The 16,007-nt window shown below is 45.8% G+C and carries 9 protein-coding genes; 3 read left to right on the top strand and 6 right to left on the bottom strand.

What is annotated here, in order from left to right:
- Positions 1-4: 4 nt before the first annotated feature.
- From A6J84_RS05905 to gatC, 6 genes are all read right to left on the bottom strand, one after another.
- Positions 5-1,132: an SPFH domain-containing protein gene (locus tag A6J84_RS05905; RefSeq protein WP_000505816.1), complete on the bottom strand. Its 1,128-nt coding sequence runs from the start codon at positions 1,130-1,132 to the stop codon at positions 5-7.
- 8 nt (positions 1,133-1,140) lie between these two features.
- Entirely contained in the window at positions 1,141-2,085 is a 945-nt protein-coding gene (locus tag A6J84_RS05900) for a zinc-ribbon domain-containing transport protein (protein ID WP_000715064.1), read from the bottom strand.
- Positions 2,086-2,184: 99 nt separating this feature from the next.
- Positions 2,185-2,580: a hypothetical protein gene (locus A6J84_RS05895; RefSeq protein WP_001031998.1), complete on the bottom strand. Its 396-nt coding sequence runs from the start codon at positions 2,578-2,580 to the stop codon at positions 2,185-2,187.
- Between the two features lie 57 nt (positions 2,581-2,637).
- Positions 2,638-4,083 (bottom strand): Asp-tRNA(Asn)/Glu-tRNA(Gln) amidotransferase subunit GatB, encoded by a 1,446-nt coding sequence (gene gatB, locus A6J84_RS05890; protein ID WP_049519382.1) that lies wholly within the window; start codon positions 4,081-4,083, stop codon positions 2,638-2,640.
- Positions 4,083-5,549 carry an Asp-tRNA(Asn)/Glu-tRNA(Gln) amidotransferase subunit GatA gene (gene gatA, locus A6J84_RS05885; protein ID WP_095726238.1) on the bottom strand — a complete coding sequence of 489 codons (1,467 nt, stop codon included), beginning with the start codon at positions 5,547-5,549 and terminating at the stop codon, positions 4,083-4,085. Before gatA ends, gatB begins: the two co-directional genes overlap by 1 nt.
- Positions 5,549-5,851 (bottom strand): Asp-tRNA(Asn)/Glu-tRNA(Gln) amidotransferase subunit GatC, encoded by a 303-nt coding sequence (gatC, locus tag A6J84_RS05880; RefSeq protein ID WP_000705420.1) that lies wholly within the window; start codon positions 5,849-5,851, stop codon positions 5,549-5,551. The genes gatA and gatC overlap by 1 nt, the downstream gene beginning before the upstream one ends.
- A 165-nt stretch (positions 5,852-6,016) precedes the next feature.
- On the opposite strand from gatC, the gene A6J84_RS05875 reads away from it, so the two are divergent.
- From A6J84_RS05875 to A6J84_RS05865, 3 genes are all read left to right on the top strand, one after another.
- The gene (locus A6J84_RS05875; RefSeq protein WP_095726237.1) at positions 6,017-6,709 is read left to right on the top strand and encodes a TIGR02206 family membrane protein; all 693 of its coding nucleotides are present in this window, start codon (positions 6,017-6,019) and stop codon (positions 6,707-6,709) included.
- Positions 6,710-6,852: 143 nt separating this feature from the next.
- Positions 6,853-8,397, top strand: coding sequence for a peptide chain release factor 3 (locus tag A6J84_RS05870; protein WP_000155105.1), 1,545 nt, complete (start codon positions 6,853-6,855; stop codon positions 8,395-8,397).
- A 675-nt stretch (positions 8,398-9,072) separates the two neighbouring features.
- Positions 9,073-15,825, top strand: a complete 6,753-nt coding sequence (locus A6J84_RS05865) for an accessory Sec-dependent serine-rich glycoprotein adhesin (RefSeq protein ID WP_095726236.1) — start codon at positions 9,073-9,075, stop codon at positions 15,823-15,825.
- Positions 15,826-16,007 lie beyond the last annotated feature (182 nt).

Raw genomic sequence — 16,007 nt, 5'->3', positions numbered from 1 at the left:
TTAATTAGTTGACTGGTACGATATTTCCATCTTCGTCTTTGGTAACGAGGACGTATTTTCCATCGACTTCGATGTAAAAATTCTTGCTGGCAGTTTGTCCAGTGTTTTGAGCTGGTGCTTGATTTTGAACTTGTTGGCTTAGTTGACCACCCAGAGTTTGGCCAAGATTCATGCCCATAAACATGTTCATCCCATTGCCATTCCCTTCGTTGGCAGCTGCAGCAATAAGCGCTTCGTTACGAGCACGGCGTTCTTCGATTTCAATCGTGTTGTACTTCATTGCCACGAGCTCACTATCAAGCTTGCGAACGATATCAAGACTTTCTTGGTCGTAGCTGAGGTCTTCAAGCAAGATGTTAGTTGCTTCAATCCCGTAGAGACCTGTCCAAACCTTGTTGACCTCTTGTTTAGCGAGTTCGTTAAAGGTGTCTTGATTGGCATTGAGGCTATAGATATCTACCTTGTTTTCGTTGGTGTATTTGGCAATGGCAATCGCGATTTTCGGTGCGATATTTTGACGGAGCGTTCCTTGAGCTACATCTTGGAGAGTAAATGGCTGTCCGTCAGTAATTTGACGGCTAACAGAACTCACGTAGAAGAGGACTGGATCTGCTATTTTTACATCAAACAAGCCATAGAAACGGATGTTGAGCAGTTGTTGGTAACGTTCGCTGAAGTATTCGACCGCATTTTGTGTGCCGAACTTATTACCTGCAATAGGTTGCATGCGGATAAAGATAATTTCTTGTTGAGTGATGACTTGTCCACCAAAAGAGAAACGGTTTTTAAAGTTTTCCCAAGTGCCTTTTAAACCACCTTTTTCAAGGAGCCAGGCATTATCACCAGCTTGCCATTCGTGGCTACCAGCTTCGAGAACTTCACCAAGGAAGGTACCGTTGTTTACCAAAACAGCGCTATAACCTTGAGGAACGATAACCACACTGCCATCTGACAAAAGTCCAGTATTTTGATTGCTGTGACGAGAACGTCCATCTGGGTCTTTTGTGAGTAATTGTCCCTTGACGGCCAAGGCATCGCCAGAGACATTATCTGGAAGGACAATGGCTTCCTTGAATTTACTATCATTAAAACTATTTAAGCCTGCTGATAAGGCTGCACGTATAAATCCCATAATTCCTCCTAATTATAAAGCTCGTCTTCATCCACAACATCATAGGTATCGAGTACCCATTGGTTTGGACTGCGAGAGAGATTGGCACCACAGTAGTCGCACTCGCTAACTGCAGAGATTTTCAAAGGGGCGCCACAGTTTGGACAGTGGTCGCTCACAACTTCGTCTGGATTGACTGCTTGCGTTTGGCTACCGTGTTGACGGATAAAGTTTAATTGATACACGGTGAAGAGATCTTTTTTAGGGTCTCCTTCAATGACACGGCGAGTCTCATCGTCAATGACATAGTCTCGTAAAATTGATGATAGAATCACCACTAAGGTATCGTTTCCGTCAGGATTTTCAATGAACTCCTTGATGCGAACATTTTCGATACAAACTTTCTCTAAAACATTAGTTGTTTTAGCACGAATATGGTCTTCGAGTTGGGCACTGTGTTGGGAGTAGAGACTGGTACTTTCTAAAGCGCGGACAGAGTTCCAATTTTTCTCAGTCCAGGCAACCTGCAATTTAAGGTAGACTTCCTTAACCCAAGATGTGAAAGCTTCCGCGTCAAAGTTTGGATCTCCGTATTTCACAAGACTAATGGCCCGTGTGTTGTGTTCAACTCGACGATGGAGCGTTTGAGAATCATTACTAGTGTCTGTTGAACTTGAATCTTCTGAGTTATTCTTCGAGGCTTTAAAGATACTAACTAGGAAAACTCCTGCGACAATCAGGAATACCAATCCCATTTCGAATGAGTTGGTAGAGCTACTAGAGGATGATCCGTATCCAGAGCGGTAGTAGTGGTAGGATGATCCGCCAGAACGACTTCCACCTCCACTTGAGCGGCTACTGCTGCGGCTGCTCCCTCCACTTCTGGAATGTCCGACACCCGCATCAACGATTTGAGGCACGGATAGAAAAACAAGTAATAAACAGGTCATTAAAAGAGCGTAAAACTTTTTCATGTGTCTCCTAACTATATGATTGAAAAGGTAGAATTCTGAATTCGAATGATTATTAAACTATTTAATAACCTTTAAAAATCATCTAAGATATACTAGGCGTTATTTACTAGCATTTAGCTTCTTTATGGAATGGCGTTCGATGAGCCATCCCACAATCCATCCTATTGCTAGCAAGTAATTTTCAAAAGCACCGATAGCATTTACAGGAGAGTGATACTCCATATAATTGAGTAAGTGATTTGTTCCTATTCCAATTCCGCCAATAATGAGAGCAAGAAGTGCGATTCGTAGATAGAACCAATCGTATTTAATATTGATAGCGAGAATAATAATCAATACAGCTAAATTCCATATTCCAATTTCTCGTTGCCAACCAGCAGATATTCCGTACCCGGAGTGGCTTCCCATGTACGATGGAAAGAAAATTTGTAGTATAGAAGCGCCTAACATAGCGATGATGACTAAGACAAATAGCAATCGTAAAAATTTGTTCATTTATTCTCCTTGTCTCATTCTCGTCTTAAAAGTAGAAAAAAGTGTATAAAGAGTAAATTACTCACTTTCTTTCAACTTCGCCAATTCCTGTGCAAGGAGTTTAAGGGCAACTTGTGGATTGGCTTGGCCTTTGGTTGCTTTCATAAGGAATCCTGTGAAGGCCTTGTCTGCGTTGCGTTTGCCTGACTTGAAGTCGGCAACGGCAGCTTCGTTATCAGCAAAGACTTGGTGGATGATTGGAATCAGAACATCTGGATCTGAGATTTGGACCATACCTGCTTTTTCCACGTATTCACGCGCGCCACCACCATTTTTAGCTAGGTGGACAAAGACTTTCTTGGCAATCTTAGAAGAGATCGTGCCGTCTTCGATGATGGCAATCATTTCTACCAAGTTTTCTGGTGTCAATTCGATTTGTTCTAGTGTTTTACCTTCGGCGTTCAAGAACTGAGCAACTTCACCTTGGAGCCAGTTAGAAACTTGTTTGGCATCGCCACCGAGTGCAACAGCTTTTTCAAAGAAGTCAGAAGTGACCTTATTTGCAGTCAACTGACTAGCATCGTAGTCTGACAAGCCAAGGTCAGCAACGTAGCGTGCACGGCGTTCCTTTGGAAACTCTGGCAGTTCAGTACGCATTTCCTCAATCCACTCGTCTGAAATTTCAAAGAGTGGGAGGTCTGGTTCTGGGAAGTAGCGGTAGTCTGCAGCGCCTTCCTTAACACGCATGAGGATGGTTGCTTTGTTGGCTTCATCGTAACGGCGTGTTTCTTGGCGGATTTGACCACCTGAGCGAAGGATTTCAGCTTGACGTTGGACTTCGTATTCGAGACCTTTGCGAACGTTTGAGAAGGAGTTGAGGTTTTTCAACTCAGTCTTGGTACCGAATTTTTCTTGACCATAAGGACGAAGCGAGATGTTAGCATCCACACGCATAGAACCTTCTTCCATCTTAACGTCTGAAATGCCAGCGTACTGGATAACTTCCTTGAGGGCAGTTAGATAAGCATAGGCTTCTTCAGGAGAACGCATGTCGGCTTCAGACACGATCTCAATCAAAGGCACCCCTTGGCGGTTGAGGTCTACATAAGAGTAGCCATCTGTACCGTGGGTGTTTTTACCAGCATCTTCTTCCAAGTGGGCGCGTTCAATACCGATTTTCTTAGTCGTACCATCTTCTAGCTCCACTTCAATCCAACCATTGTAACCAATTGGCTCATCAAACTGAGAAATTTGGTAGGCTTTTGGATTATCAGGATAGAAGTAGTTCTTGCGGTCAAAGTGCATCTTCTTGTGGATGTCCATGTTGAGGGCAAGAGCGGCCTTGATACCAGCATCGACAACACCCTTATTGAGAACTGGCAGAACTCCTGGAAAAGACCAGTCAATCACGTTGGTGTTGGCATTTTGGTCATTTCCAAAGTGGGCAGAAGTAGGTGAGAAGATTTTTGAATTGGTGTTGAGCTCTACGTGGACTTCAAGTCCAATGACTGTTTCAAAGTTCATTAGTTGTCACCTCCAAAAATCACGGGTTGTTGTTTGTGGTAGTCTGTTGTTGCTTCAAAGGCAGCAGCAGCTTGGTAAATGGTTTCCTCAGAGTATTTAGGACCAATCAATTGGAGACCGACTGGTAGACCTTGAGAGAATCCAGCAGGAACTGAAATTCCTGGGAGACCAGCCAAGTTGACTGGGATGGTCAAAAGGTCAGCCAAGTACATGGCAACGGGGTCATGGTTGAGGGAGTCCAAGTCATAGGCAACGCTTGGTGCAGTTGGTCCCAAAATCAAGTCGTAATCCGCAAAGACTTTTTCGAAATCTTGGATGATAAGGGTACGAACCTGACCAGCTTTCTTGTAGTAAGCATCGTAGTAACCTGATGAAAGGCTGAAAGTACCTAGCATGATACGGCGTTTCACTTCTTCACCGAAACCTTGGCTACGGCTGTTTACATAGATTTCATCAAGGTTGCTTGCATCTTCTGTGCGGTAGCCATAACGGATACCGTCAAAGCGTTGCAAGTTTGAGGAAGCTTCAGATGAAGCGATAATATAGTAAACGGCAACACCGTATTTAGAATGAGGAAGGCTCACTTCTTCGACGATGGCACCAAGTTTTTCAAAGTGTTTGGCCGCGTTCAAGATTGTTTCCTTAACCTCTGGGTCAATCCCTTCACCAAGGTATTCCTTAGGTAAAGCAATTTTCATGCCCTTGATGTCTTGACCGATTTTTGAAGTAAAGTCAGCGATGCGGACAGGAGCAGAAGTAGAGTCCTTGGAGTCTTCGCTAGCAATAGCATTAAGCAAGAGAGCATTTTCTTTAACAGTTGGTGCAAAAGGTCCAATCTGGTCTAATGAGCTACCAAAGGCAATGAGACCGAAACGAGAAACCGTTCCGTAGGTTGGCTTGAGACCAACGATCCCGTTGAAGGCAGCAGGTTGGCGGATGGAACCACCAGTATCAGAACCAAGTGACAAGCGGACTTGCCCAGAAGCTACAGCTGCGGCAGAACCGCTTGATGAACCACCAGGAACCTTGCTGTGGTCCCAAGCATTTTTAGTCGCACCATAGTGGGAAGTCTCACCTGATCCACCCATGGCAAACTCGTCCATGTTGGTTTTTCCGACAACAATCATACCCTTAGCTTTGGCATTGGCAACGGCTGTCGCATCAAAGATAGGCTCGTAGTTGTAGAGCATTTTTGAGGCTGCGGTTGTGAGGATACCGTCGGTAGAGATATTATCCTTAACAGCGAGCGGAATTCCTGAAAGGACATTGTCCACATCAATTCCAGCTTCATCAATAGCTTTAGCTTGAGCAAGGGCTTGTTCTTCAGCGATAGTGACAAAAGCATTGATAGCTTTCTCGCGAGACTTGATATCTTCAAGCGTGGCTTGTGTCAATTCAGTTGCAGAAATTTCCTTAGAGACAAGGAGGTTGTGCAAGTCTTCAATCGTTTTGTTATTAAAAGTCATTAGGCATCTCCTCCATCATCTAGGATAGCTGGTACCTTGATATAGTAGTTTTCTTTTTCAGGTACGTTTTTAAACAAGCGGTCACGGTCTGTTCCTTCTTCAGCCACATCAGGGCGGAGTACGGTCTTGCGGTCAGCCATGGTTGTAGTAGGTGCGACACCAGTTGTGTCGACTTCGCCCAGCAATTCAACCATGTCAACAATTTTAGACAAGGTTGTCGCAAAGGCAGCAGTTTCTTCTTCAGAGAATCTTAATTTTGAAAGATTGGCAACGTGTGTTACCTCTTCTTGCGTAATTTTCATCTTGCATCCTTTCGTGAAATGATGATTTTTAGTCTGTTCTATTTTACCATATTTTCCTATAAATAAGGGAGCCAAACTGAAAAGAAATAGAAATTGAAAAATCGCTTTTAATTCGCTATAATGGTTAAACTAGAGAATAGAAAAAATAAAAGTTAGGATAGAAATATGTTCCATCAATTTATCACCAGATCTCAGACGGTTCCTCCTCCCATTTCCCTCTTTTGGTATGGGACTATGATGCTTACTTTAGTGCTTTGTATTTATGGAGCACTTGCTTATCACAAGAATCCGAAATTTGTCCGCTTGTTTAAGGGGATTCAGATCCTCCAGTTGCTAGCCCTATATAGTTGGTATGTTGGCTTTGGGATTCCATTTTCTAATAGCCTTCCATTTTACCATTGCCGTTTGGCTATGTTTGCGGTGGTTTTCTTGCCAGATAAATGGCGGAGCAAGCAATATTTTGCCCTCTTAGGAGCAAGCGGAGCGGTCTTTGCTTTGGTTTACCCTGTTTTTGACCCCTATGATTTCCCCCATATCACCAGTTTTTCATTTTTGATTGGGCACTATGCCCTTCTAGTGAATTCCTTGGTTTACTTGATGAATCACTATGACAAGACCTTGCTCAAGAAATATATGATTGTGGCCTATACCTTTATTCTCAATCTCTTTCTAGTTGGGGTTAATCAGGTAACGGGTGGAAATTATGGTTTGTTAAACAAGACACCTTTTATTCCAGATGCGCCCTTGTGGTTAAAATACCTTCTTGTGTCCGTCATCCTCTCACTGGCTCTGGTTCTCTTTGATATCTTGTTCAAGAAACGGTGGAAAAAGAGAAATCAGACACAATCTGTGCTCTAGCTTGCCTTTTCATCGGATAAGCAATTGAAAAACTCCCCAAAATCCGCTATAATTGAGAGTTGAAAGGAATGGCAAAATCCAATGTAAACATCATTCTTAGCTACTGAAACAACTAAAAATAGAAAATCAAAGAAAGAGAACTTATGACTATTCAAGAAGAAATTAAGAAACGTCGTACTTTTGCTATCATCTCCCACCCGGACGCCGGGAAAACAACCATCACTGAGCAGTTGCTCTACTTTGGGGGCGAGATTCGTGAGGCTGGTACGGTTAAAGGAAAGAAAACAGGGACTTTTGCCAAGTCTGACTGGATGGATATTGAGAAACAGCGTGGGATTTCGGTCACGTCATCAGTTATGCAGTTTGACTATGATGGCAAGCGCGTGAACATCCTCGATACACCAGGGCACGAGGACTTCTCAGAAGATACCTATCGTACCTTGATGGCGGTGGATGCTGCGGTCATGGTCGTGGACTCTGCCAAGGGTATCGAGGCCCAAACCAAGAAATTGTTTGAGGTTGTGAAGCACCGTGGCATTCCAGTCTTTACCTTTATGAACAAGCTGGACCGTGATGGTCGTGAGCCACTGGACCTCTTGCAAGAACTAGAAGAAGTCCTTGGCATTGCGAGCTATCCTATGAACTGGCCAATCGGGATGGGGAAAGCCTTTGAAGGCTTGTATGACCTTTATAACCAACGCTTGGAGCTCTATAAAGGGGATGAGCGTTTTGCCAGTCTGGAAGAAGGGGATAAGCTCTTTGGAAGCAATCCTTTCTACGCTCAGGTTAAGGACGATATCGAACTATTACAAGAAGCAGGAAATGAATTTTCAGAAGAAGCTATTCTTGCAGGAGAACTGACTCCGGTCTTCTTTGGTTCAGCCCTCACTAACTTTGGGGTGCAGACCTTCCTTGAGACCTTCCTTAAGTTTGCTCCAGAACCACATGGCCACAAGAAAACAGATGGCGAAATTGTGGATCCTTATGACAAGGATTTCTCAGGATTTGTCTTTAAAATCCAAGCCAACATGGACCCTCGTCACCGTGACCGTATCGCCTTTGTTCGTATCGTATCAGGTGAATTTGAGCGTGGAATGAGTGTCAATCTGCCTCGTACTGGTAAGACTGCCAAACTATCGAATGTGACTCAGTTTATGGCTGAAAGTCGTGAAAATGTGACCAATGCCGTGGCAGGTGATATTATCGGGGTTTACGATACCGGTACTTATCAGGTTGGAGATACCTTGACGGTTGGAAAAAACAAGTTTGAATTTGAACCACTGCCAACCTTTACCCCTGAAATTTTCATGAAAGTTTCTGCTAAGAACGTCATGAAACAAAAATCCTTCCATAAGGGAATTGAGCAATTGGTGCAAGAGGGAGCCATTCAGCTTTATAAGAATTACCAAACAGGCGAGTACATGCTAGGGGCTGTCGGACAACTCCAATTTGAAGTCTTTAAGCACCGCATGGAAGGTGAGTACAATGCAGAAGTGGTCATGAGCCCAATGGGTAAGAAGACCGTTCGTTGGATCAAGCCTGAGGACTTGGACGAGCGCATGTCCTCAAGCCGCAATATCTTGGCCAAGGACCGTTTTGACCAGCCTGTCTTCCTCTTTGAAAACGACTTTGCCCTCCGCTGGTTTGCGGACAAGTATCCAGACGTAGAGTTGGAGGAAAAAATGTAACTCAGCACCAACAATTGGAACTAAAGTTCCTAATTGTTGGACGCTAGTCGCTATTTGGCGAACTAGCTAACTGCCTTACTAACTACGTTTGGCAAATAGAATCGATTTGCCAAACTCCGTGTCGTAGTGTAAAATCGGCTTACCTAAACGCTTCACTAGGAAAAATCCACGAATATTATCGATTCGTGGATTTTTCCGTCGTAACCACGTTTTACAAATGAAATCGATTTGTAAAACTCAGTGTCGTAGATTACGGCTATTAATTAGTATGGAATTTTTTGTTGGAAAGGATAGAAAGTTGCCTCGGCTACCGGCCTTATTAATTCATTTGTGAAACTGCCTATAAATACTCTACTTCTAAAAGTCTGTGGATGCTATTGATTCATGGGCTTTTTCTATATTTTGAATAAAAATTAATTCCCTGCTTAATTGGAATTATGTGCTCAAATTTTAAAGTATATAGAAATGGTTAAAAAATAATTAAAATATATTAACAGAATAATAAAATGAAGATTATATTGAAAAAACAGAATAGATTTGAAATCAAGTTATTTTTGAAATCATTTTCTTTCTTTGGGATATATTATAGATATTGAATTGTCGGTATATTTGGTATATAATAAAAAGATAGTATTTTATAGGTGAATAGATCTTTTTCAAGTTGAGGGGATGAACATGTTTTTTAGACGCCAGAAGGGTGAATATAGAGAAACAGACCGTGTAACTCGGTTCAAATTAATCAAATCAGGGAAGCATTGGCTACGGGCCTCGACTTCCCTTTTTGGCTTATTTAAGGTGATGCGTGGAAGCGCAGATACAAGCCAAGTAAAGATTGAAATGGTCGAAAAGCAAGAAGGTCAGAAGTTGACTGGCTTGGATGTCTTGAAAGGGATAGCAGCTACGGGGACGATCTTAGGTGGTTTTGCTGCGACGCAAACGCGTGTTTATGCCAATGATGCAGTCGCTGTTGAAAAGACTGTCGAATCAAAAGATACCCTGGCGACGAGAGATTCAGTAGTGCTAGGGACGACACAGGATCATCAAGATGCTGCTAGCTTGTCTTTGTCTACCAGTCAAAGCCAGTCATTGTCAGAATTCAATTCGCAGAGCGCCAGTCAATCTGCCTCTACGAGTCAGTCTGTCAGTGCCTCAAGCTCTTCTAGCATGAGCCAGTCGATGAGCGACTCTGCTTCTACTAGTCAGTCCTTTGCAAACAGTCAAAGTGTAACTGCTAGTTCAAGTGAATCCCTTGGGACACAAAATCAAGCGAATAGTAATCTGTCAGAGAGAGCTTCAGTTGGTGTTCAAAGTCAGTACCAAGCAAGTGAGTCAGCTCGGGAGACAGTGAAAGAATCACAACCTTCAAAAGAATTAAAAGCAGTTGATTTTTCTACAGAATCCTTGCCTCAAAGTGAGTCTGGTCTTGTAAAGAATGAAGATGTGACGGCTGAATCGAGTCTGACTATGACTTCTGTAGCCTTGACAGAAAAGCAAAGTGAAGAAAAACGGAAGAAATTAGAGGCCTTGTCTGCTGAGATTGGGCAGTTTCTAGCTCAAGCTCAGGGACTTCCAAACTCTGATGAGGCAATTGCCAAGGCTAGTCTAGCGAAGAATGAGATAGCAGAAGCCTTGAAAGGGGAGGTTTCTGATTTTACTTCTATTTTGAATAAGGCTACAGAAGCTCGAAATAGTATTGCAAATGCTGTGTTACGTGCCAACTCTGGACTTCGTGACAGCAGAAACGGACAAGCTTTGACCCAAGCTTCAAATACCGCTAGCTTCAGAGCTGCTAGGGATACAGAGAAGCCAGAACTTCAGAAAATAACCGTTACAGGTGGCGCAGTTCTAGAAGGACAAAAATTTAAAATTTATCGAGAAGAAAATTTTTCTGCGACCATTGAGTTTACTGATAACAGTGGTCGAATTGAACATGCAAAATTTGTTCCTACTGCTGTTCCCGCGGCCTATCCGGCTACTTCAACTGTTGTCTCATTCACTACGAGTAATGGTCAAAGTATCAGCATGATTGTTCCGACAAATAAACTAGCCAAAGATGGAAATGCTACAGCATCAAATCCTTTCACCGTTTCAATCACGGGTTCTGTTGGAAAAAATCAAGCAGTAAATAGTTTGTGGACTCGTTATGTTTTCACCTATGATCAGGAAGGTAATTTTAGCGGAAATACTACTGACGTAGGTCTTGTAAAAGATTTAACAGCCAACCCTGCCGCAATTCAATTTGAAGTCCATGCTCAGTCTGAAAAGTACGAACCAGCTATCAATGCTGAGGTGAATCGAAACTTTACTCTAACGGCCAATTCAGGGACTGTTTCTGTTGGTGAAGCCAGTCAGTACATCACGAATGCTACAGGGACACCAGAATTACCTACTACAGGAATTACTAAGGGAACTAGAACAACCTATACTTGGAAATCTGGAACCAATACGAATTTGTCTGCTGGACGGCATACTTTGACAGCGGTGGTAACTTATCCAGATGGAAGTACGGATGAAGTAGAGATTCCTATTGAGGTTCGCCCTCAGACACCTAGAATTGAGGAACGGTTCCTTAACGAAAAAGGTGGTCTCACAAATCAAGCGATTACGGTAGATGGGGTTGCTCCAGGTGGGACAGTTACTTTAACAATTGCAGGTGAAACATTTACCAAACAGGCAACGGGGAGTTCTACCAGTGTAACCTTTACTGCAACTGACTTGAAGAAAGTATATGATCTCAATGGAGGACGACTTCCAAGTGGACCAGTGACTGCTAGTACGACAGTAGATGGTTTGGTTTCAGATACATTTAATGGGCAAATCACGCCAAATCAAGCGTCAATTTCAGTAAGTAATAGCCAGTCTGCTTCAGCGAGTTCGAGTCAATCTGCATCTGCAAGTTCGAGCCAGTCCGCGTCCGTAAGCTCAAGTCAGTCTGCTTCAGCAAGTGCTAGTCGATCAGCGTCAGTGAGCGCTAGTCAGTCTGCCTCAGTAAGTTCGAGTCACTCCGCTTCAGCGAGCTCGAGCCACTCCGCTTCAGTGAGCGCAAGAGAATCTGCATCAGTGAGCTCGAGTCAGTCCGCGTCAGTCAGCACTAGCCAGTCTGCATCAGTCAGCTCGAGTCAGTCTGCTTCAGCAAGCACCAGCCAGTCAGCATCTGCAAGCTCGAGCCAATCTGCTTCAGTGAGCGCAAGTGAGTCAGCCTCAGCAAGTGCTAGCCAGTCTGCTTCAGCAAGCACCAGCCAGTCAGCGTCAGTGAGCACCAGTCAATCTGCATCTGCAAGCTCAAGCGAATCTGCTTCAGTCAGCTCAAGCCAGTCTGCCTCAGTGAGCTCAAGCCAATCCGCTTCAGCAAGCTCGAGTCAGTCAGCGTCAGTGAGCGCAAGTCAGTCTGCTTCAGCGAGTGCGAGTCGATCAGCTTCAGTGAGTGCCAGCCAATCCGCTTCAGTAAGTGCAAGTCAGTCTGCCTCAGTGAGCTCAAGCCAATCTGCTTCAGTAAGCTCCAGCAAATCAGCTTCAGCGAGCTCGAGTCAGTCCGCATCGATGAGCGCTAGTCAATCCGCTTCAGTGAGTGCCAGTCAGTCTGCATCTGCAAGCTCGAGCCAGTCTGCTTCAGTGAGTGCCAGCCAATCAGCCTCAGTAAGTTCGAGTCAATCCGCTTCAGCAAGCGCTAGTCAGTCTGTATCAGTAAGCTCAAGCCGATCTGCCTCAGTAAGCTCAAGTCAATCCGCTTCTGTAAGTTCGAGTGAGTCAGCGTCTGTAAGCGCGAGCCAGTCAGCATCTGCAAGCGCAAGTCAGTCCGCTTCAGCGAGTGCGAGTCAATCCGCTTCAGTGAGCGCAAGTCAATCTGCATCTGCAAGTTCGAGTCAGTCCGCTTCATTGAGCTCGAGTCAATCCGCATCAGTGAGCGCAAGTGAGTCAGTATCAGTAAGTGCTAGTCAGTCAGCGTCAGTGAGCGCGAGCCAATCGGCTTCATTGAGTGCGAGTGAGTCAGCATCAGTAAGTTCGAGTCAGTCCGCCTCAGCGAGTGCCAGCCAATCCGCTTCAGTCAGCTCGAGTCAATCCGCATCAGTAAGTGCGAGTGAGTCCGCATCGGTAAGTTCGAGTCAATCGGCTTCAGTGAGTGCCAGTCAGTCTGCATCTGCAAGTTCGAGTGAGTCCGCATCGGTGAGCGCAAGTGAGTCCGCATCGGTGAGTGCAAGTCAATCAGCCTCAGTGAGTTCGAGTGAGTCTGCGTCAGTAAGCTCCAGTCAATCGGCTTCAGTAAGCGCCAGTGAGTCAGCTTCAGCGAGCGCAAGCCAGTCAGCCTCAGTAAGCGCCAGTGAGTCTGTATCGGCAAGTGCAAGTCAATCCGCTTCGGTAAGCTCCAGCCAATCCGCCTCAGTGAGTGCAAGTCAATCCGCCTCAGCAAGCTCAAGCGAATCTGCCTCAGCCAGCGCTAGTCAATCTGCATCAGCGAGTGCGAGCCAGTCAGCGTCAGCGAGCTCGAGTCAATCTGCATCTGCAAGTGCTAGTCAATCAGCCTCAGTCAGCTCAAGCCAATCCGCTTCAGTAAGTGCAAGTCAGTCTGCCTCAGTCAGCTCAAGCCAATCCGCTTCAGCAAGTGCCAGCCAATCCGCTTCAGTAAGTGCAAGTCAGTCTGCCTCAGTCAGCTCAAGCCAATCCGCCTCAGTAAGTGCAAGTCAGTCTGCCTCAGTCAGCTCAAGCCAATCCGTCTCAGCGAGCGCAAGCCAATCCGCTTCAGGGAGTTCGAGTCGATCAGCATCTGCAAGTGCAAGTCAATCTGCATCAGTCAGCTCGAGTCAATCTGCTTCAGTAAGTTCGAGCCAATCCGCTTCAGCAAGTGCCAGCCAATCCGCTTCAGTCAGCTCGAGTCAATCTGCCTCAGCGAGCGCGAGCCAATCTGTATCGGTGAGCTCAAGTCAATCGGCTTCAGTGAGCGCAAGTGAATCTGCATCAGTGAGCGCAAGTCAATCCGCTTCAGTAAGCGCTAGTCAGTCCGTATCGGTGAGTGCAAGTCAATCAGCCTCAGTAAGTGCAAGTGAATCTGCATCAGCGAGCGCCAGCCAGTCAGTCTCAATAAGCGCAAGTCAGTCTGCATCTGCAAGCTCGAGTCAGTCCGCTTCAGTAAGTTCGAGTCAGTCCGCTTCAGTGAGCGCAAGTCAGTCAGCTTCAGTAAGTGCCAGCCAATCAGCATCTGCAAGCTCCAGCCAGTCAGCTTCGGTAAGCTCAAGCCAATCCGCTTCAGTAAGCTCAAGCCAGTCAGCATCTGCAAGTGCAAGTGAATCCGCTTCGGCAAGTTCGAGTCAATCTGCTTCGGTAAGCACAAGCGAATCCGCTTCAGTGAGTGCGAGCCAGTCAGCCTCAATAAGCGTTAGTCAATCCGCTTCAGTGAGTGCTAGCCAATCCGCTTCAGTCAGCTCGAGCCAATCCGCTTCAGTGAGCGCAAGTGAATCTGCGTCAGCCAGCTCGAGTCAGTCAGCCTCAGCCAGCGCTAGTCAGTCTGCCTCAGTAAGTTCGAGCCAATCTGTATCGGTGAGCTCAAGTCAATCTGCATCTGTAAGCTCCAGCCAGTCCGCTTCAGTGAGCTCGAGTGAGTCTGCGTCTGTAAGCTCCAGTCAATCCGCTTCAGTAAGCGCTAGCCAGTCTGCTTCAGTGAGTGCCAGCCAATCAGCATCTGCAAGTGCGAGCCAGTCTGCTTCGGTGAGTTCTAGTCAGTCAGCCTCAGCCAGCGCGAGTCAATCAGCGTCAGTGAGCTCTAGTCAATCCGCTTCAGCGAGCGCTAGCCAATCTGCTTCTGTAAGTTCGAGCCAATCCGCATCATTGAGTGCAAGTGAGTCAGCATCAGCGAGCGCCAGCCAGTCAGCCTCAGCCAGCGCGAGCCAATCAGCATCTGCAAGTGCGAGCCAGTCTGCTTCGGTAAGTTCTAGTCAGTCAGCCTCAGCCAGCGCAAGTCAATCCGCCTCAGTAAGTTCAAGCGAGTCAGCCTCAGCGAGCGCTAGCCAATCAGCCTCAGTGAGTGCCAGTCAGTCTGCATCTGCAAGTTCGAGTCAGTCAGCTTCAGTCAGCGCTAGTCAGTCAGCTTCAGTCAGCGCTAGTCAATCCGCCTCAGTAAGTTCAAGCCAATCTGCTTCAGTTAGTGCTAGCCAGTCCGCCTCAGTAAGCGCAAGTCAATCAGCCTCAGTAAGTTCAAGCGAATCAGCCTCAGCGAGCGCAAGCCAATCCGCTTCAGCGAGCTCAAGTCAATCCGCCTCAGTGAGCGCAAGTCAGTCTGCCTCAGTAAGCTCGAGTCAATCTGCATCATTGAGTGCAAGTGAATCTGCATCAGCGAGCTCGAGTCAATCAGCGTCAGTGAGCTCGAGCCAGTCAGCGTCTGTAAGCTCCAGTCAATCGGCTTCATTGAGTGCAAGTCAATCGGCATCTGTAAGTTCGAGTCAATCGGCATCAGTCAGCGCTAGTCAATCAGCGTCAATGAGTTCAAGTCAATCAGCCTCATCCAGCGCGAGCCAATCAGCGTCGGCAAGCTCCAGCCAATCCGCATCAGTGAGTGCCAGTCAATCAGCTTCATTGAGCTCGAGCCAGTCAGCCTCAGCAAGTTCGAGTGAGTCAGCCTCAGTAAGCTCCAGTCAGTCAGCGTCTGCAAGTTCAAGTCAATCGGCTTCATTGAGTGCAAGCCAATCCGCTTCAGCCAGCGCGAGCCAGTCTGCCTCAGTCAGCGCGAGCCAGTCAGCTTCAGTAAGTTCGAGTGAATCTGCATCTGTAAGCTCCAGTCAATCGGCATCAGTAAGCTCAAGCGAATCGGCTTCATTGAGTGCTAGTCAGTCTGCATCAGCGAGCGCAAGTGAGTCAGCCTCAGTAAGCTCGAGCCAATCAGCGTCTGTAAGCACCAGTGAATCTGCTTCAGTCAGCGCAAGTGAGTCAGCCTCAGTCAGCACAAGTGAGTCTGTATCGGCAAGTTCGAGTCAATCCGCTTCAACAAGTACTTCAACTTCTGCAAGTATGCTAGCAGCCGAGTTAGCATTGGAAAGTGCTTCAATCTCAGCAAGTACATCAGTGAGCGAATCTATTTCAACGAGCGCATCACTCTCAGCTAGCATGTTAGCCAGTGAATCGACTCTAGAAAGTGCTTCGATTTCAGCAAGTATATCAGTGAGCGAGTCAATGTCGATTAGTACTAGTCTCTCGGCTTCAGATTCTATTAGTGGATCTGCGTCAGCAAGTGCTCTGGTATCTACTTCAACAAGCATTTCTCTCTCAATGGCCAGCATTGCAAGCCAAGGTCAATCCGCTTCAAGCAAGCCGAAACAAGCCTTGCCAAATACAGGAGCGTCGATTTCGGTAGCATCTGCTTTGTTGGGAGCATTGGCAGCTGTGACAGGTATCGGTCTTCTTGCCAAGAAGAGTCAGAATGACGATCAAGAAAGTCGTTGATAAGATATAAAAATCAATGAATAAATAGTAAAATGGAAAACCTTTGAAAACATGATTTTTCAAAGGTTTTTTCTATATGTGAGAAGGGGAAAATCCTCTTTCGAGTTTGAAATAAACTAGGGGAAAAGGTATAATAGGAAGGTGAGATAATCATCGAAAAAATCAGAACTACAGTAGTAGAA

The organism is Streptococcus sp. FDAARGOS_256 (genome assembly GCF_002289235.2).
In the GTDB taxonomy this organism is placed as follows: Bacteria; Bacillota; Bacilli; order Lactobacillales; family Streptococcaceae; genus Streptococcus.
The sequence above is the reverse complement of the archived record's forward strand: the minus strand, read 5'-3'. Positions and strand labels throughout refer to the sequence as shown.

Bases quoted from the DNA above. Each gene is read 5' to 3' on its own strand.
- A6J84_RS05905 (WP_000505816.1), bottom strand. From the start codon at position 1,132: ATGGGATTTATACGTGCAGCCTTATCAGCAGGCTTAAATAGTTTTAAT.
- A6J84_RS05900 (WP_000715064.1), bottom strand. From the start codon at position 2,085: ATGAAAAAGTTTTACGCTCTTTTAATGACCTGTTTATTACTTGTTTTT.
- A6J84_RS05895 (WP_001031998.1), bottom strand. From the start codon at position 2,580: ATGAACAAATTTTTACGATTGCTATTTGTCTTAGTCATCATCGCTATG.
- gatB (WP_049519382.1), bottom strand. From the start codon at position 4,083: ATGAACTTTGAAACAGTCATTGGACTTGAAGTCCACGTAGAGCTCAAC.
- gatA (WP_095726238.1), bottom strand. From the start codon at position 5,549: ATGACTTTTAATAACAAAACGATTGAAGACTTGCACAACCTCCTTGTC.
- gatC (WP_000705420.1), bottom strand. From the start codon at position 5,851: ATGAAAATTACGCAAGAAGAGGTAACACACGTTGCCAATCTTTCAAAA.
- A6J84_RS05875 (WP_095726237.1), top strand. From the start codon at position 6,017: ATGTTCCATCAATTTATCACCAGATCTCAGACGGTTCCTCCTCCCATT.
- A6J84_RS05870 (WP_000155105.1), top strand. From the start codon at position 6,853: ATGACTATTCAAGAAGAAATTAAGAAACGTCGTACTTTTGCTATCATC.
- A6J84_RS05865 (WP_095726236.1), top strand. From the start codon at position 9,073: ATGTTTTTTAGACGCCAGAAGGGTGAATATAGAGAAACAGACCGTGTA.